This window comes from Citrobacter sp. Cf132 (genome assembly GCF_030333885.1).
Taxonomy (GTDB): Bacteria; Pseudomonadota; Gammaproteobacteria; order Enterobacterales; family Enterobacteriaceae; genus Citrobacter; species Citrobacter freundii.
The window spans coordinates 149,872-168,414 of the sequence record NZ_JAOWFA010000054.1 but is presented as its reverse complement, the minus strand read 5'-3'; the positions used below and the strand labels follow the sequence as shown (position 1 = coordinate 168,414).

Sequence of the window (18,543 nt, the reverse complement as noted above, 5' to 3'; positions counted from 1 at the left end):
CCCCGCATAATTTGACCAGCCTCTCATAATTTAAATTTTGCCTGCCCAGGTGATTTTCAATCGCCACATGTTACCCGTATCATTCGTATCAGCACCTAACACACACATAATAGTCCGCTAAACTGATTAGTTTTGCAGGCAACCAGCATTGGTGCTGAGAATACTCTGTTCCCGGTCGGGACAATCGGAATTTGTCATCTAAACACTGACGTTACCCATAACAAAGTTAAGGCCAGGTAAATCATGCCATTAGTCATCGTTGCTATCGGTGTAATCTTGTTACTCCTCCTGATGATCCGTTTCAAAATGAACGGCTTCATCGCTCTCGTCCTGGTGGCGCTTGCTGTCGGATTGATGCAAGGGATGCCACTGGATAAAGTCATCGGTTCAATTAAAGCCGGCGTCGGCGGAACCCTTGGCAGCCTCGCCCTGATTATGGGTTTTGGCGCCATGCTGGGCAAAATGCTGGCGGACTGCGGCGGCGCACAGCGCATCGCAACCACCCTGATTGCTAAATTCGGCAAAAAACATATTCAATGGGCGGTGGTATTAACCGGCTTCACCGTTGGTTTTGCCCTGTTCTACGAAGTTGGTTTCGTACTGATGCTGCCGCTGGTGTTCACCATTGCCGCTGCTGCCAACATCCCGCTGCTGTACGTTGGCGTGCCAATGGCTGCGGCACTGTCCGTAACGCACGGCTTCCTGCCACCGCACCCGGGTCCAACCGCTATTGCCACCATTTTCCACGCAGATATGGGTAAAACCCTGCTGTTTGGTACGATTCTGGCAATCCCGACCGTTATTCTCGCCGGTCCGGTATACGCACGTTTCCTGAAAGGCATTGATAAGCCAATCCCGGAAGGTCTGTACAGCGCAAAAACCTTCACTGAAGAAGAGATGCCAGGCTTTGGCGTCAGCGTCTGGACCTCTCTGGTCCCGGTTATTCTGATGGCAATGCGCGCCGTGGCGGAGATGATTCTGCCGAAAGGTCATGCTTTCCTGACAGTTGCAGAATTCCTCGGCGACCCGGTCATGGCAACGCTGATTGCAGTGCTGATTGCGATGTTCACGTTTGGTCTGAACCGCGGACGTTCGATGGATCAGATTAACGACACGCTGGTGTCTTCAATCAAAATCATTGCGATGATGCTGTTGATCATCGGTGGTGGCGGAGCCTTCAAACAGGTTCTGGTTGATAGCGGCGTGGACAAATACATCGCCTCAATGATGCACGGCTCTAACGTGTCTCCGCTGCTGATGGCATGGTCTATCGCTGCAGTACTGCGTATCGCATTGGGTTCCGCAACCGTTGCAGCGATCACCGCTGGTGGGATAGTGGCGCCGCTGATTGCAACAACCGGCGTAAGCCCTGAGCTAATGGTTATTGCGGTTGGTTCCGGTTCCGTCATCTTCTCCCACGTGAACGATCCAGGCTTCTGGCTGTTCAAGGAGTACTTCAACCTGACCATCGGTGAAACCATCAAGTCATGGTCAATGCTGGAAACCATTATCTCCGTGTGCGGTCTGGTAGGGTGTCTGCTGTTAAATATGGCAATCTGATGTAAAAAAGCCGGGTGGCGCTAGCGCCTACCCGGCTTGATTTCTTTATTTCTTCTTCGCGGCCGCTTTTCGCCGCTTATCCAAATCCTTAATCAGCTTATTCACTCTCTCATCTGCGAACATCTGCTCCAGCGTGGCGGTGAGCTTACGCCGCCAGTTTTTGTACTGGTCGCTGGTCCCCGGAATGTTGACCGGTTCAGCCATATCCAGCCAGTCTTCCGGTTGTAGGCCCAGCAGCGCACTGTTGCTGTCTGCGATGTAGCGTTGCATGCCGCGATTAAGAATCGGCGTCATCGACATCAGGGACGCCTTGTGACCGGCACGTTTTGGCAGGCAGCCGTATTTGTGCAGCGCGTCCAGCAGCCCTTGTTTCGACAGTTCTCGGTCCTGATACAGCCCGCGCAGCACGACTTCATCCGGATACAGGCCCAGTGCTTTACCCAGCGTCAAATCGCCGCTATCCCAATAACCTTTAAGCGTAGGAAGGTCATGCGTCGCCGCGACTGCCATTGATTGTTCCGGGTACGCTTTCGGCGTACGGAAGTTTTTCTCATGGTCATTCTCGAAATAAAGCACTTTGTAGGAGTACACGCCGCTGTCGCGCAGCTTGCTGACGATCTCCACCGGCACAGTACCCAGATCCTCACCAATTACCATGCAGTGATGACGTTTACTCTCCAGCGCCAGAATTGAAAGCAGGTCATCGACCGGATAGTGCACGTAAGCGCCGTGATCGGCAGTTTCACCGTAGGGGATCCACCACAGACGCAGCATCGACATAACATGGTCGATACGCAGCGCACCGCAGTTCTGCATATTGGCGCGCAGCAGTTCGATAAACGGTTCGTAGGCGCGTGCCGTAATGATGTGCGGATCCATCGGCGGCAGCCCCCAGTTTTGTCCGAGCGGACCGAGAATATCCGGCGGCGCACCAACCGAGGCTTTCAGGCAATACAGCTCGCGGTCGCACCAGGTTTCCGCCCCACCTTCGGCCACGCCAACCGCCAGATCGCGATACAGTCCAATCGGCATCGCAAAACTCTGGCTGGTTTTCCAGCAGTCAGCAAACTGGGTATACGCCAGCCACTGTAACCACAGGTAGAAATCCACATCGTCACGATGTTCTTCGCAGAAGCGTTTTACCTCTGGCGAGTCCACTGACTGGAAAGCTTCCGGCCACACCGGCCATCCCCAGCGTAATGCGTCCTCTTTGACCTGATGCGCATGCAGCGCATCAAAGGCTGCCTGCCAGTAGAGGCTGTCCCCTTCCTGAGACACAAACTGGCGAAATGCCGCCATCTGCTCATCATCACGTGCAGAGAAGCTTTTCCACGCCATACGTAGCGCCGTCATCTTCAGTGCAGTAACGGCAGAATAATCAACCCACTCGGCATCGCGCGCACGTTGCAGAGCTTGCTGAGTCGCGGGTTTCTGCCACCACGCCTGCGCCTCTTTACTCAGGCGGAAATCGTCTACGGCGTTCACATCAATATAAATCACGTTCAACCAGCGGCGTGAAGACGGGCTGTACGGGCTGGCGCTCTCCGGGTTAGCCGGATACAGCGCGTGAATAGGATTAAGCCCGATAAACGCGCCGCCGCGTTGCGCCACATCTACCAGCATGGCGCGGAGATCGCCAAAGTCGCCAATCCCCCAGTTCTTTTCTGATCGCAGGGTGTAGAGCTGAACGCATGCGCCCCACAGCTTCTGCCCGGCTAACAGCGCCTGCGGTTCATAGCAGCGTTTTGGCGCCACGATGATACGACAATGGGTACGCAGCTCGCCCTGGGTCAGGGTCAACGTGTGATACCCCTCCGGCAGCTTCGCCGGAAGAGTGAAAGATTTACCGCCGACGGCATGCCCTTTGTGCTGTACGCCCTCTTCGGTGGTCAGAAGCCAGTTAAACTCTCCGCTTCCCTCAACCGCCAGCGGCATTTTCTTACCGGCGGTATAGACCATGACATTCGGCACCGGAGTTACCGCCACCTGAGTGGCAGCGGTGGTGCGATGCATGGCGTCAAGCAAACGCCGTTTGGTTTCGGTACCAATAGACTGCGGTTTACCGTGGGCATTAATGTAATTGGGGCTGATCCCCGCCGCCAACGCGGCATTATCCAGACGTTTGCTTTCCATCGCGATTCCTTAACGTTTCGCCTGCCAGATACGAGCCTGATAATCGCGGATGGAGCGATCCGAGCTGAACATGCCGCAACGTGCGGTATTCAGAATCGCCGCCCGGGTCCAGGCTTCCTGGTCACGATACAACACGTCAACCTGCTTCTGAGCTTCAACGTAGGCCGCGAAGTCCGCCATCACCAGATACGGGTCGCCGCCCTGCTTGCCGATACTGTGCAGCATCTGGTCAAAGGCATGCTTGTCGCCGTCGCTGTATTTCCCGCTTTCCAGCTCTTTCAGGACAGCATCCAGCACTTTGTCTTTTTTACGCCATTTCACCGGGTCGTAGCCTTTGGCTTTGAGCACCTTCACCTCTTCCACGGTATGACCAAAGATAAAGATATTCTCGTCACCCACCTTCTCGGCGATTTCGACGTTTGCGCCATCCAGCGTACCAACGGTTAACGCACCGTTCAGCGCCAGCTTCATGTTACCGGTGCCGGAAGCCTCTTTCCCTGCGGTTGAAATCTGCTCAGAGATATCTGCCGCCGGGATCAGCATTTCCGCCGCCGAGACACAATAATCCGGCAGGAACACGACTTTCAGCTTGTCACCCACTTGCGGGTCGTTATTGATGGTTTCCGCCACCTTGTTGATAGCAAAGATAATGTTCTTCGCCAGGTAGTAACCCGGAGCCGCTTTTGCGCCAAACAGGAATACGCGCGGCACGCGATCTGCCTGCGGGTTGTCACGGATTTCTTTGTACAACGCCAGAATATGCAGCAGGTTGAGGTGCTGACGCTTGTACTCATGCAGACGTTTAATCTGAATATCAAAAATCGCGTTAGTCGTTATTTCAATACCGGTACGCGCTTTAATAAACTTCACCAGGCGCTCTTTGTTCGCCAGCTTGATGTCGCGATACTGCCGACGGAACTTCGCGTCGTCGGCGTATTTTTCCAGGTTAATCAACTGGTCGAGGTCGTTGGCCCACTCTTTTTTCAGCGTTTTATCCAGCAGTGCGGCAAGCGCAGGGTTGCACTGCTTAATCCAGCGACGTGGGGTAATCCCATTGGTGACGTTATGGAATTTGTTCGGCCAGAGCTGGTGATATTCAGGGAACAGATCTTTCACCACCAGATCGGAGTGCAGCGCCGCCACACCGTTAACCGCAAAGCCGCTGACCACGCACATGTTAGCCATGCGCACCTGTTTGTTGTGCACCACCGCCAGCTTCGCCCAGACTTCAGCATCACCCGGCCAGGTTTTATCAACCAACGTCTTAAAGCGCTCGTTAATCTCTTTGATGATTTGCATATGGCGCGGCAGTAGCGCTTTCACCAGCTTCTCGTCCCAGCACTCCAGCGCTTCTGGCATAAGGGTGTGGTTGGTGTAAGCAAAGGTTTTGCTGGTAATGGCCCACGCATCGTCCCAGCTCATCTGGTGCTCATCAATCAGCACGCGCAGCAGCTCAGGAATGGCAATGGTCGGGTGAGTATCGTTGAGCTGAATAACTTCAAAATCAGCCAGCTCATGCAGTTTACGCCCTGCCAGATGATGGCGGCGCAGAATGTCAGCTACGGAGCAGGCACACTGGAAGTACTGCTGCATCAGGCGCAGCTTTTTACCCGCGGTGTGGTTATCGTTCGGGTACAGCACTTTCGTCAGTTTTTCGGCGTCGATGCCCTGCTGCTCTGCGCGCAGGAAATCACCGTCGTTAAATTTGGTCAGGTTAAACGGATGCGCGTGGCTGGCCTGCCACAGACGCAGCGGTTGCGCTACGCCGTTACGGTAGCCGAGAACTGGCAGATCCCAGGCCTGACCGGTGATAGTAAAACCTGGCTCCCAGTGGCCTTCTTTGCTGACCTTACCGCCAATCCCAACCTGCACATCCAGCGCCTCGTTGTGACGGAACCACGGGTAGCTGCCACGATGCCAGTCATCCGGGGCTTCCATCTGTTGCCCATCGGCAAACGACTGACGGAACAGGCCGTACTGGTAGTTGAGGCCATAGCCCGTCGCCGACTGGCCGACAGTCGCCATCGAATCGAGGAAGCAGGCTGCCAGGCGTCCCAATCCACCGTTACCCAACGCCGGATCGGTCTCTTCTTCCAGCAGGTCGGTCAGGTTGACGTCATGTGCTTTCAGCTCATCGCTCACCTCCTGATACCAGCCGAGGTTGAGTAAGTTATTGCCGGTCAGACGGCCAATCAAAAACTCCATCGAGATGTAGTTAACGTGACGCTGATTTTTTGCCGGTTTCGCCGCAGGCTGGGCGCTGAGTAACTCAGCCAACGCCCCACTCACTGCCTGCCACCACTGGCACGACGTCATTTCTTGAGCCGACAGTAAACCGAAGCGCTGCCACTGACGCGTCAGGGCAGCCTGAAATTGATCTTTGTTGAAAGTAGGCTGTGACATAGGGGTTCCAGATCCTTAGGTAATAAAACAACGTTATCGCTAGTTTGCCTGGCTCGTTGTTGACATTCCTCATCCTGGCACGGATTAGGGAGGGAGGAGGAGCGGGGATGAGCATAAAAGTGTGATCTCCGCCACTTAAAGGGGGCGTAATCACCCGTAAATTCGCGCAAACCGTGCATAACGCTCTTTGGATGACGCATTAATAACAAAGGATTAATCGACAATCTCAAATAATGGAGTGACGATGAGAAACAAAATGTAAATAGAGAAATAGTTTCTAACCTGAAATATCTATGCCGGGTAAGATAATTCACATAAAAATTTTAAGTCGGCCACAAAATTCGTCGATTTTGATTAGCCGCCTGGGTAACCATATAAAAACAGAGGGATTCTTCGACACATTAAAAATTACAACGGATCCAGTCGCCACGCCTGTTGCGACTCTTTAAAACAATTATTGCAATAGATGTATAGATTTGTGACATAGTGCAAAATCAGACACACAAAAAGTCCGCTTAGCTTGCATAAAACACCAATCTGGCCGACCTTATATCTATTAATTACGAAGCGCAAAAAAAAATCATTCTTCCCTATTTTCACACAGTGAAGTGACTAACTTATGTTGATTCCGTCTAAATTAAGTCGTCCGGTTCGACTCGACCATACGGTGGTTCGTGAGCGCCTGTTGGCTAAACTTTCCGGCGTGAACAATTTCAGGCTTGCCCTGATAACAAGTCCTGCTGGTTATGGAAAAACAACGCTGGTTTCACAATGGGCGGCGGGGAAGAACGACTTAGGTTGGTACTCTCTGGATGAAGGCGATAATCAACAAGAGCGCTTTGCCAGCTATCTGATCGCCGCCATCCAACAGGCAACGGGTGGACATTGCACCACCAGCGAAGCGATGGTGCAAAAGCGCCAGTACGCCAGTCTGACGTCACTGTTTGCCCAGTTATTTATCGAACTGGCCGAATGGCACCGTCCGCTCTACCTGGTGGTGGATGATTATCATCTGATCTCCAATCCGGCTATTCACGAAGCGATGCGTTTCTTCCTGCGTCACCAGCCTGAAAACCTCACGCTGGTCGTACTGTCGCGCAACCTGCCGCAGTTGGGTATTGCCAATCTGCGGGTGCGCGATCAACTGCTGGAAATAGGCAGCCAACAGCTGGCCTTTAACCATCAGGAAGCCAAACAATTTTTCGACCGACGTTTGTCCTCTCCCATTGAAGCGGCAGAAAGCAGCCGGATGTGCGATGACGTTGCTGGCTGGGCCACAGCGTTACAGCTGATCGCCCTCTCCGCCCGCCAGAACAACCATTCTGCGCACCAGTCCGCACGCCGTCTCGCGGGGATCAACGCCAGCCATTTGTCCGATTATCTGGTTGATGAAGTGCTGGACAGCGTCGACCTCGGCACCCGTCACTTCCTGCTGAAAAGCGCCATTCTGCGTTCCATGAACGATGCGCTGATCGTCCGCGTTACCGGGGAAGAAAATGGCCAGATGCGGTTGGAAGAAATTGAGCGCCAGGGGTTATTCCTGCAGCGGATGGATGACGTTGGCGAGTGGTTCAGCTATCACCCGCTGTTTGGCAGCTTTTTACGCCAGCGCTGCCAATGGGAGTTGGCGAACGAACTGCCCGAAATACACCGCGCCGCCGCCGAAAGCTGGATGGCGCAAGGCTTCCCCAGCGAAGCTATCCACCACGCGCTGGCGGCCGGTGACGCCCATATGCTGCGCGATATCCTGCTTAATCATGCGTGGGGACTGTTTAACCACAGCGAGCTAACGTTACTGGAAGAGTCGCTGAAAGCCCTACCGTGGGAAAGCCTGCTGGAAAATCCGCGTCTGGTTCTGCTACAGGCATGGCTGATGCAGAGCCAGCACCGCTACGGAGAGGTTAACACCCTGCTGGCGCGCGCAGAGCAGGAAATAAAAGGCGACATGGAGCCAACGCTGCACGCCGAATTCAACGCTTTACGGGCGCAGGTAGCGATTAACGATGGCAACCCTGACGAAGCCGAACGCCTGGCAAAACTGGCGCTGGATGAATTACCCATCGCCTGGTTCTATAGTCGTATCGTCGCCACCTCGGTGCACGGCGAAGTCCTGCACTGTAAGGGCGATCTCACGCGCTCTCTGGCGTTAATGCAGCAAACCGAGCAAATGGCACGTCATCATGACGTCTGGCATTACGCACTGTGGAGCCTTATCCAGCAAAGCGAAATTTTGTTTGCCCAAGGCTTTTTACAGGCCGCCTGGGAGACTCAGGAAAAAGCGTTCCAGCTGATCAAAGAGCAGCACCTGGAACAGCTGCCGATGCACGAGTTCCTGGTACGTATTCGCGCGCAGCTCCTGTGGGCATGGGCGCGTCTGGACGAATCAGAAGCCTCTGCTCGTAGCGGTATTGAACTGCTTTCCACTTTCCAGCCGCAGCAGCAGCTACAGTGTCTGGCGCTGCTGGTTCAGTGTTCACTTGCGCGGGGCGATCTTGATAACGCTCGCAGCCTGCTCAACCGTCTGGAAAACCTGCTGGGCAACGGTCACTATCACAGCGACTGGATCTCCAACGCCGATAAGGTGCGGGTGATTTACTGGCAAATGGTGAGCGACAAAAACTCTGCCGCCAACTGGCTGCGCCACACGCCGAAACCAGAATTCGCCAATAACCACTTCCTGCAAAGCCAGTGGCGCAACATCGCTCGCGCGCAAATCCTGTTGGGTGAGTTTGAACCGGCTGAAATTGTGCTGGAAGAGTTGAATGAAAATGCGCGCAATCTGCGCCTGATGAGCGATCTGAACCGTAACCTGCTGCTGCTTAATCAGCTCTACTGGCAGGCAGGGCGCAAAAATGACGCCCAGCGTGTGTTACTCGAGGCCCTACAGCTGGCGAACCGCACCGGGTTTATCAGCCACTTTGTTATCGAAGGCGAGGCCATGGCGCAACAACTGCGTCAGCTGATTCAGCTCAATACCTTACCGGAACTCGATCAGCACCGCGCCCAGCGCATTTTGCGTGAAATTAACCAGCATCATCGCCATAAATTCGCCCACTTCGATGAAGGGTTCGTTGAGCGTCTGCTGACTCACCCGGAAGTACCGGAGCTTATCCGCACCAGCCCGCTGACCCAGCGCGAATGGCAGGTTCTGGGACTGATTTATTCGGGCTACAGCAACGAGCAGATCGCCGCAGAGCTGGCCGTCGCGGCAACGACCATCAAGACGCACATCCGCAATTTGTACCAAAAGCTCGGCGTCGCACACCGCCAGGATGCGGTGCAACATGCGCAGAAGCTGCTGAAAATGATGGGATACGGCGTTTAGTTAATGCCTGATACGCGACGCTTATCAGGCCTGGAATTACCTTAGCACAGCTCTAACTGAATATGATGGTCAGCAATCACCTGCATCACACCAGCAGGCGGCAGCGTATCGGTATACACCGCATCCACCATGCTGATGCTGCCCATATTCACCATCGCGTTACGCCCAAACTTCGAGTGGTCCACCACCAGCATCACATGACGTGAATTCTCAATGATCGCGCGTTTGGTGCGAACTTCGTGATAATCAAATTCCAGCAGCGAACCATCGCTGTCGATACCGCTGATGCCTAAGATGCCGAAGTCCAGACGGAACTGAGAAATAAAGTCGAGGGTCGCTTCGCCCATAATACCGCCGTCGCGGCTACGCAGTTCGCCACCGGCGAGGATTATGCGGAAATCCTCTTTCGCCATCAGCGTATTCGCCACATTGAGGTTGTTGGTCACAATGCGTAAATTGCTGTGATTGAGCAGCGCGTGAGCCACCGCTTCCGGCGTGGTTCCGATATCAATAAACAGCGTAGAACCGTTCGGGATCTGCGTGGCAACTTTGCGGGCAATGCGCTCTTTTTCCGCCGTCTGCGTTGCTTTACGGTCATGCCACGGGGTGTTAACGGAGCTGGATGGCAACGCCGCGCCGCCGTGATGGCGCAAAATCATGTTCTGATCGGCCAGATCGTTAAGATCGCGGCGAATCGTCTGCGGGCTGACGGAGAAATGCTCCACCAGCTCTTCAGTACTGACGTATCCCTGTTTTTTTACCAGCTCGATAATCGCGTCATGTCGTTGTGTTTGCTTCATTATTGTTCCCTGAAATTTTGCCGGATGCGCTGACGCTTATCCGGCCTACAAATTGGTCCAAACGCACACCGCCTTCCGGCACCACAAAACTTGAATCAAGTTCGTTTTCGTACATTTATAGTATCGGCAAACGCCATTGCCAAACCCACGGCCAACCCGGCGATATGAGCGCCATTCGCCATCGACATGCCGAATAGATCAAACCAGCCGGCAACAATCCAGATCAAGGCAAAGATAATCAAACCACGCTGCAGGAAAATACCGCTCTGCGGATCGCGCTCGCCGCGCAACCACACGTAGCCCATCAGCGCATATACCACGCCAGACAATCCACCAAACCACGGGCCGCTAAATTTCTGCTGAACATAACCGCTCAACAGGGCGCTGATCACGGTAATAACAATCAGTTTTCCACTGCCCAGACGCTTTTCAACCGCACCGCCGAGATACCACCACCACAGCAGGTTGAACAGAATATGCATCAGCGAGAAGTGCATAAAAGCGTGGGTGAAATAACGCCAGAATTCAAATTTCAGCGAAGGGTCAAACGGCCATGCCAGCCAGAGCATCACAGCCTGGTCGCCCAGCACGTTCATCGCGATAAACACCAACACACACGCGGCCATCACCAACCAGGTTACCGGACCTGCGCGTTCGCGCAATGTGGCCAGGAACGGATAACGTTGGTAGCGCAGACCGCTGTCGGTCTGACCCGACTGCCAGCTTGCTGCGAGGTAGCGCGGATCGCCCGGATTCTCCAGAAACCGCACCAGTTCAGCGTGCACGCGCTGAGCCTGGGACTCATCCGCCAGCCAGACATCCGTTTGCTGATGTTGTTGAATCGTCAGGATAACGCCCTGTGTCGCCATATAATCAACGAATGCCTGCGCCACGCGGGGGTTAGCAAAAGAGGTAATCATCAACATGGTTGCTGTCGCTTATTCCACACAAAAGAGGACAGTATATCTATCCTGCCCGTTTCAGGCTGCATCTTTGTTAGCTTACGAACCGTATGCCACTTCTGCCGGAAAATGTCGATGCCAGGCATCGAAGCCGCCGTCAACGCTGTAAACCGCGTCATAGCCCTGCTGCAGAAGATATTGCGCCGCGCCTTTACTGCTGTTGCCGTGATAACACATCACCAACACGGCAGTGTCGAAATCATGCTCGCGCATAAATGATCCCAGCGTGTCGTTCGTCAAATGAAATGCCTGTGGGGCATGGCCCATTGCATAGCTTTGCGGGTCGCGAATATCCACTAACACCGCCGCCCCCTGATGCAGCTTCTGATGCGCTTCTTCGACATTAATACATTCAAACTGATCCATTGCTCTCTCTTCTTTTTATGGCAGGTGACGCTTTTCGGACATGTTACTGCTTAGTGTACGTCCCGACGGCAGTTAAACGCCATAATGTTATATGTATCACTGTAAATTGTTTATCCGATGTTACCAATGGCGCGATTCTTTGCTATTATGCTCGATAACGAACATTAATGAGCTATAACGAAAGTGCGAGAGGCCAGCATGGAAACCAAAGATCTGATTGTGATAGGTGGAGGCATCAACGGTGCCGGTATCGCGGCAGATGCCGCTGGACGCGGTTTATCCGTGCTGATGCTGGAAGCGCAGGATTTAGCCTGCGCCACCTCTTCCGCTAGCTCCAAACTCATCCACGGTGGCCTGCGCTACCTGGAACACTACGAATTTCGTCTGGTGAGCGAAGCGCTGGCCGAACGTGAAGTGCTGTTGAAAATGGCACCACATATCGCCTTCCCGATGCGCTTTCGTCTGCCCCACCGCCCACACCTGCGTCCGGCGTGGATGATCCGCATTGGTTTGTTTATGTACGATCATCTGGGCAAACGCACCAGTTTGCCAAGTTCTACCGGTTTGCGTTTTGGCGCAGATTCCGTAATGAAACCTGAGATTGTGCGCGGTTTCGAATATTCTGACTGCTGGGTAGATGATGCACGACTGGTTTTGGCAAACGCCCAAATGGTCGTACGCAAAGGCGGAGAAGTATTAACCCGCACTCGCGCCACCTCTGCTCGCCGTGAAAACGGTTTGTGGATTGTTGAAGCTGAAGATATCGATACCGGCAAAAAACACACCTGGCAGGCGCGTGGCCTAGTCAACGCCACCGGTCCGTGGGTGAAAGAGTTCTTTGACGACGGTATGCACCTGCCATCACCGTACGGTATTCGCCTGATTAAAGGCAGCCACATCGTGGTGCCGCGTGTACATACCCAGAAGCAGGCTTATATTCTGCAAAACGAAGATAAACGCATTGTGTTTGTCATCCCATGGATGGACGAATTCTCGATCATCGGGACGACAGACGTTGAATACAAAGGCGATCCGAAAGCCGTGAAAATTGATGAAAGCGAGATCAATTACCTGCTGAAGGTTTACAACGCGCACTTTAAGAAGCAGCTGGGCCGTGATGATATCGTCTGGACTTACTCGGGCGTGCGTCCGCTGTGCGATGACGAGTCTGACTCACCGCAGGCGATCACCCGTGATTACACGCTGGATATCCACGACGAAAACGGCAAAGCGCCGCTGCTGTCGGTCTTTGGCGGTAAGCTGACGACCTATCGTAAGCTGGCTGAACATGCGATGGAAAAACTGGCGTCGTACTATCAGGGCATCGGCCCGGCGTGGACCAAAGAGTGCATTCTGCCCGGCGGTGACATTGGCGGCGATCGCGAAGACTACGCGGCCAAACTGCGCCGTCGCTACCCGTTCCTGACCGAGTCGCTGGCGCGCCATTATTCTCGCACCTACGGCAGCAACACCGAATGGGTCATCGGCGAAGCCACCTCGCTTGCCGAGTTAGGTGAAGACTTTGGCCATGAGTTTTATGAAGCCGAGCTGAAATATCTGGTCGATCACGAATGGGTTCGTCGTGCAGAAGATGCGTTGTGGCGTCGCACGAAAGAAGGTATGTGGCTGAACGCTGAGCAGCAGTCGCGCATGACCCAGTGGCTGGCAGAATACATTGAGAAGCACCAGCTGTCGCTGGCGTCCTGATAAAAATGCCGGATGGCGGCGACGCCTTATCCGGCCTACAAAAGTGCATAAACGTAGGCCGGGCAAGCGAAACGCCCCCGGCCTCGTGTTTTACAACCGCACCGAATCAATATGCCAGATGTTTTCAGCGTACTCTTTGATCGTCCTGTCCGATGAGAAGTAACCCATGTTGGCGATATTAATCATCGACTTGGTAGTCCACTCTTCCGGGTGGCGATACAGTTCATCAACCTTATCCTGACAATCAACGTAACTGCGATAATCCGCCAGCACCTGATAGTGGTCGCCAAAGTTGATCAATGAGTCCACCAGGTCGCGATAGCGTCCCGGCTCCTCTGGGCTGAATACACCGCTGCCGATCTGCGTCAGCACCTGGTGCAACTCCTCGTCTTTCTCGTAATATTCACGCGGCTTATAGCCCTGACTACGCAAGGCTTCAACCTCTTCCGCCGTATTACCAAAGATAAAGATATTTTCTGCGCCCACATGTTCCAGCATCTCGACGTTGGCACCATCCAGCGTACCGATGGTCAACGCGCCATTCAGCGCAAATTTCATGTTACTGGTCCCGGAGGCTTCGGTCCCGGCCAGTGAAATCTGCTCAGACAGGTCGGCAGCAGGAATTATCACCTGCGCCAGGCTGACGCTGTAATTGGGGATAAACACCACTTTCAGTTTGTCGCCAATTTGCGGATCGTTATTGATCACTTTCGCGACATCGTTGATCAGATGAATGATGTGCTTCGCCATGTAATAGGCCGAAGCCGCTTTACCGGCGAAGATATTCACACGCGGCACCCACTCGGCGTCAGGATCGGCCTTAATGCGGTTGTAGCGGGTGATCACATGCAGCACGTTCATCAGCTGACGTTTGTATTCGTGAATACGCTTGATCTGTACGTCAAACAGCGATTTCGGATTCACTACCACGTTAAGCTGCTGGGCAATGAGCGTGGCCAGACGTTTTTTGTTCTCCAGCTTCGCTCGGCGTACCGCCTGGTTCACCAACGGGAAATCGCAGTGCTGTTCAAGCTCGCTCAACTGGCTGAGATCGGTACGCCAGGTGCGGCCAATATTCTCATCCAGCACCTCAGAGAGCGGCGGGTTAGCCAGCGCCAGCCAGCGACGCGGCGTCACGCCGTTGGTAACGTTGCAGAAGCGGGTCGGGAAGATCTTCGCAAAGTCAGCAAATAGCGACTGCACCATCAGGTTGGAGTGCAGTTCAGACACACCATTAACCTTGTGGCTCACCACGACCGCCAGCCATGCCATACGCACCCGGCGGCCGTTAGATTCATCGATAATCGACGTCCGCCCCAGCAGACCGGTATCGTTCGGATACTGCTCCTGCAGCGTTTTCAGGAAGTAGTCGTTAATCTCAAAAATGATTTGCAGATGGCGCGGCAGAATTTTGCCCAGCATATCCACCGGCCAGGTCTCCAGCGCTTCGCTCATCAAAGTGTGGTTGGTATATGAGAAAACCTGACAGCACACTTCAAACGCATCATCCCAACTGAACTTGTGCTCATCAATCAACAGACGCATCAGCTCAGGGATCGACAGCACCGGATGGGTGTCGTTGAGGTGAATGGCGATTTTATCCGCCAGATTATCGTAGGTTTTGTGCAGTTGATAATGCCGATTCAGAATGTCCTGCACCGTGGAGGAGACCAGGAAATACTCCTGGCGCAAGCGCAGCTCGCGTCCTGAATAGGTGGAGTCATCCGGGTAAAGCACGCGGGAGACGTTCTCGGAGTGGTTTTTATCTTCCACAGCCGCAAAGTAGTCGCCCTGGTTAAATTTACCGAGGTTGATCTCGCTACTGGCCTGGGCATTCCACAGGCGCAGCGTGTTGGTGGCATCGGTGTCGTAACCGGGGATAATCTGGTCGTAGGCAACCGCGAGGATCTCTTCGGTTTCTATCCAGCGCGTTTTCTTGCCTTCCTGCTGTATACGCCCGCCAAAGCGCACTTTGTAGCGCGTATTGTGGCGTTTGAACTCCCATGGGTTACCGTATTCCAGCCAGTAGTCCGGCGACTCTTTCTGTCGGCCATCAACAATGTTTTGCTTGAACATGCCGTAGTCATAACGAATACCGTAGCCGCGTCCCGGCAGTCCCAGCGTTGCCAGTGAGTCCAGGAAGCAGGCCGCCAGGCGCCCGAGGCCACCGTTGCCAAGACCCGGGTCGTTTTCTTCGTCGATCAGATCTTCAAGATCCAACCCCATACCTTCCAGCGCATTTTTGACATCGTCATAAATACCCAACGATAACAGTGCATTGGAAAGCGTGCGGCCAATCAAAAACTCCATAGACAGGTAATAAACCTGGCGAGTTTCCTGGGATAATTGCGCACGATTAGAACGCAGCCAGCGCTCCACGAGACGATCGCGCACCGCGAACAACGTGGCGTTCAGCCACTCATGTTTATTGGCAATGACCGGGTCCTTACCAATCGTGAACATCAGCTTGTAGGCGATAGAATGCTTAAGTGCCTCTACGCTGAGTGTGGGCGATGCATAAGTAAATGGAGCATTCATATAGGTGATTCCTGGATAACTATTTCAAGCGATAGTAAAGCTCACGGTATGACTTCGCCGCGACTTGCCAGCTAAAATCCATGGTCATGGCCTGACGTTGTACAAACCGCCACAGCGAAGGCCGGGACCACAATACGAAAGCACGCCGGATCGCACGTAGTAGCGACCAGGCATTACTATCTTCAAATACAAACCCACTGGCGATACCATCCGCCAGGTTTTCCAGCGAACTGTCAGAGACCGTATCAGCCAGCCCACCGGTGCGCCGCACCAGCGGCAGCGTGCCGTACTTCAGTCCATACAACTGCGTTAAGCCACATGGCTCAAAACGGCTGGGAACCAATATCACATCGGCCCCACCCATGATGCGGTGCGAGAAGGCTTCGTGATAACCAATCTGTACGCCCACCTGGCCCGGATGTTCCGCCGCCGCGGCGAGGAAACCTTCCTGCAACACCGGATCGCCCGCGCCAAGTAACGCCAGTTGCCCCCCCTGCTCTAACAGACCCGGCAGAGCCTCCAGCACCAGATCCAACCCTTTCTGACTGGTCAGACGGCTCACGACAGCAAACAGCGGCACTTTATCGTTAACCTTTAGTCCCATCGCGATCTGTAGCTGCCGTTTGTTCTCCGCCTTTTCTTCCAGCGTGTCACGCGTATAGCGCGACGCCAGCAGCAGGTCGGTTTCCGGGCTCCAGATTTTTTCATCCACACCGTTCAGCACGCCGGAAAGCCGTCCTTCCCGATGACGCTGCTGCAACAGACCTTCCATACCATAGGCAAACTGCGGTTCGGTAATCTCCCGCGCGTAAGTTGGACTCACCGCCGTAATGTGGTCTGCGTAGTACAATCCTGCCTTCAGGAACGAAATCTGGCCGTTAAACTCCAGCCCGTGCACATTAAAGAACGACCATGGCAATTGGATGTCATCCATATGCTTTGCATAAAACATGCCTTGATACGCCAGGTTGTGTACGGTGAACACCGATTTCGCCGGATGGCCGCGCGCCGCCAGATACGCCGGGGCCAGACCGGCATGCCAGTCGTGCGCATGCACCACATCCGGGCGCCAGAATGGGTCAAGGCCGCAGGCCATTTCACATCCGGCCCAGCCAAGCAACGCAAAACGCAGGACGTTATCGGTATACGCAAACAGGTTGGTGTCGTGATACGGGCTACCGGGACGGTCGTAGAGATGCGGCGCGTCAATCAGGTAAATACCCACACCGTTGAAATGCCCGAAAAGCAGCGTGATACGTCCAGCGAAGGTATCGCGACGCGTCACGACCTGTGCATCGGGAATGCCGCGTCGAATATCAGGAAACGCCGGGAGCAACACGCGGGCATCCACGCCGTCCGCAATTTGCGCGGCAGGTAACGCCCCAATAACATCCGCCAGTCCCCCGGTTTTTAACAGGGGGAACATCTCTGAACAAACGTGTAAAACCTGCATTATCGCTCCTGTTTGATCTGCAGTTTGCGCAGCATTTCACGCGTGACCAGCACAATGCCTTCCTCTGAACGGTAGAAACGACGCGCATCTTCTTCCGCGTTTTCACCTATCACCATGCCTTCAGGAATAACGCAGGCGCGGTCGATAATGCAACGACGTAAGCGGCACGAACGTCCCACCCACACTTCAGGTAACAACACTGCCGAATCAATGTTACAGAATGAATTCACCCGCACTCGCGGGAACAGAACCGACTGCACCACCACCGAACCTGAAATTATGCATCCGCCAGAAACCAGCGAGTTCAGCGTCATTCCGTGGCTACCGGAACGGTCCTGCACAAATTTCGCCGGTGGCAGCGATTCCATGTGCGTTCGGATTGGCCAGTCCTGGTCGTACATATCCAGTTCAGGCGTCACCGAAGCCAGATCAAGGTTCGCCTTCCAGTAGGCTTCCAGCGTCCCCACATCGCGCCAGTACGGTTCGGATTCCGGGTCAGACTGCACGCAGGACAACGGGAATGGATGCGCATATGCCATGCCAGCTTCGGTGATTTTCGGGATAATGTCTTTGCCAAAATCGTGACTGGATTTTTCATCGAGATCATCTTCCGCCAGCAGTTCATACAGATAATCGGCGTTGAAAATGTAGATCCCCATACTGGCAAGAGATTTGGTCGGGTCGCCTGGCATCGCTGGCGGGTTGGCGGGTTTTTCAACGAACTCGATAATTTTATCGGTGTCGTCCACGTCCATCACGCCAAACGCGCTGGCCTCTTCAATAGGCACTGGCATACAGGCCACGGTGCAACGCGCGCCCTTCTCGACGTGGTCGATCAGCATGCGTGAGTAGTCCTGCTTATAAATATGATCGCCCGCGAGGATCACCACGTATTCCGCTTTATAGCGTCGAATGATGTCCAGGTTTTGGGTCACCGCATCCGCCGTTCCGCGATACCAGTTTTCACCCTGCATTCTCTGCTGGGCAGGCAGCAAATCGACAAACTCGTTCATCTCTTCGCTAAAGAACGACCAGCCGCGCTGAATATGCTGCACCAGCGTATGGGACTGGTACTGGGTGATCACGCCAATACGGCGGATCCCGGAGTTAATACAGTTGGATAAGGCAAAATCGATAATGCGGAACTTACCGCCAAAGTGCACAGCAGGTTTGGCACGTTTGTTGGTCAAATCTTTTAAGCGGGTACCGCGGCCACCGGCCAGGATCAGGGCAACAGATTTTAATGGCAGCTGGCGCGCCAACATTACACGATCGTTCTTCTCTAAACTCACCATG

General features: G+C 54.0%; 11 protein-coding genes. 3 read left to right on the top strand and 8 right to left on the bottom strand.

The annotated features are described in order from the left end of the window. The first annotated feature begins 243 nt into the window (after positions 1-243). Entirely contained in the window at positions 244-1,560 is a 1,317-nt protein-coding gene (gene gntT / locus OGV85_RS12065; RefSeq protein ID WP_032950402.1) for a gluconate transporter, read from the top strand. Between the two features lie 45 nt (positions 1,561-1,605). Here gntT and malQ read toward each other — a convergent pair whose 3' ends face one another. Then, positions 1,606-3,693, bottom strand: a complete 2,088-nt coding sequence (gene malQ / locus OGV85_RS12060) for a 4-alpha-glucanotransferase (protein ID WP_061547469.1) — start codon at positions 3,691-3,693, stop codon at positions 1,606-1,608. Positions 3,694-3,702: 9 nt separating this feature from the next. Next, complete coding sequence (malP, locus tag OGV85_RS12055; RefSeq protein ID WP_061547468.1) at positions 3,703-6,096, bottom strand: maltodextrin phosphorylase; 2,394 nt, start codon at positions 6,094-6,096, stop codon at positions 3,703-3,705. A 619-nt stretch (positions 6,097-6,715) separates the two neighbouring features. Here malP and malT point away from each other — a divergent pair. Next, a complete protein-coding gene (malT, locus tag OGV85_RS12050) occupies positions 6,716-9,421 on the top strand; it encodes an HTH-type transcriptional regulator MalT (protein WP_003837876.1) in 2,706 nt (901 codons plus the stop codon). Between the two features lie 41 nt (positions 9,422-9,462). Here the strand turns inward: malT and OGV85_RS12045 are convergent, their stop codons facing one another. The 3 genes from OGV85_RS12045 to glpE form a co-directional block, all read right to left on the bottom strand. After that, positions 9,463-10,221: a DeoR/GlpR family transcriptional regulator gene (locus tag OGV85_RS12045; RefSeq protein ID WP_003023499.1), complete on the bottom strand. Its 759-nt coding sequence runs from the start codon at positions 10,219-10,221 to the stop codon at positions 9,463-9,465. A 95-nt stretch (positions 10,222-10,316) separates the two neighbouring features. Next, positions 10,317-11,147 carry a rhomboid family intramembrane serine protease GlpG gene (glpG, locus tag OGV85_RS12040; RefSeq protein ID WP_003023496.1) on the bottom strand — a complete coding sequence of 277 codons (831 nt, stop codon included), beginning with the start codon at positions 11,145-11,147 and terminating at the stop codon, positions 10,317-10,319. A gap of 75 nt (positions 11,148-11,222) precedes the next feature. Beyond that, positions 11,223-11,549: a thiosulfate sulfurtransferase GlpE gene (glpE, locus tag OGV85_RS12035; RefSeq protein ID WP_003023495.1), complete on the bottom strand. Its 327-nt coding sequence runs from the start codon at positions 11,547-11,549 to the stop codon at positions 11,223-11,225. A gap of 198 nt (positions 11,550-11,747) precedes the next feature. Between glpE and glpD the strand changes: the two genes are divergently transcribed. Further along, on the top strand, positions 11,748-13,256 hold the full coding sequence (gene glpD, locus OGV85_RS12030) for a glycerol-3-phosphate dehydrogenase (RefSeq protein ID WP_003023494.1): 1,509 nt from the start codon (positions 11,748-11,750) through the stop codon (positions 13,254-13,256). Positions 13,257-13,346: 90 nt separating this feature from the next. Here glpD and glgP read toward each other — a convergent pair whose 3' ends face one another. Genes glgP through glgC form a run of 3 tightly spaced genes read right to left on the bottom strand, consistent with a single transcriptional unit; the run spans position 13,347 to position 18,542 of the window. Beyond that, entirely contained in the window at positions 13,347-15,794 is a 2,448-nt protein-coding gene (gene glgP / locus OGV85_RS12025; RefSeq protein WP_003023492.1) for a glycogen phosphorylase, read from the bottom strand. A gap of 19 nt (positions 15,795-15,813) precedes the next feature. Further along, positions 15,814-17,247: a glycogen synthase GlgA gene (glgA, locus tag OGV85_RS12020; RefSeq protein ID WP_003023490.1), complete on the bottom strand. Its 1,434-nt coding sequence runs from the start codon at positions 17,245-17,247 to the stop codon at positions 15,814-15,816. After that, entirely contained in the window at positions 17,247-18,542 is a 1,296-nt protein-coding gene (glgC, locus tag OGV85_RS12015; RefSeq protein ID WP_003023489.1) for a glucose-1-phosphate adenylyltransferase, read from the bottom strand. The genes glgA and glgC overlap by 1 nt, the downstream gene beginning before the upstream one ends. Position 18,543: the final 1 nt, after the last annotated feature.

Coding starts and splice junctions, on each gene's coding strand:
- gntT (WP_032950402.1), top strand. CDS start 244: ATGCCATTAGTCATCGTTGCTATCGGTGTAATCTTGTTACTCCTCCTG.
- malQ (WP_061547469.1), bottom strand. CDS start 3,693: ATGGAAAGCAAACGTCTGGATAATGCCGCGTTGGCGGCGGGGATCAGC.
- malP (WP_061547468.1), bottom strand. CDS start 6,096: ATGTCACAGCCTACTTTCAACAAAGATCAATTTCAGGCTGCCCTGACG.
- malT (WP_003837876.1), top strand. CDS start 6,716: ATGTTGATTCCGTCTAAATTAAGTCGTCCGGTTCGACTCGACCATACG.
- OGV85_RS12045 (WP_003023499.1), bottom strand. CDS start 10,221: ATGAAGCAAACACAACGACATGACGCGATTATCGAGCTGGTAAAAAAA.
- glpG (WP_003023496.1), bottom strand. CDS start 11,147: ATGTTGATGATTACCTCTTTTGCTAACCCCCGCGTGGCGCAGGCATTC.
- glpE (WP_003023495.1), bottom strand. CDS start 11,549: ATGGATCAGTTTGAATGTATTAATGTCGAAGAAGCGCATCAGAAGCTG.
- glpD (WP_003023494.1), top strand. CDS start 11,748: ATGGAAACCAAAGATCTGATTGTGATAGGTGGAGGCATCAACGGTGCC.
- glgP (WP_003023492.1), bottom strand. CDS start 15,794: ATGAATGCTCCATTTACTTATGCATCGCCCACACTCAGCGTAGAGGCA.
- glgA (WP_003023490.1), bottom strand. CDS start 17,247: ATGCAGGTTTTACACGTTTGTTCAGAGATGTTCCCCCTGTTAAAAACC.
- glgC (WP_003023489.1), bottom strand. CDS start 18,542: ATGGTGAGTTTAGAGAAGAACGATCGTGTAATGTTGGCGCGCCAGCTG.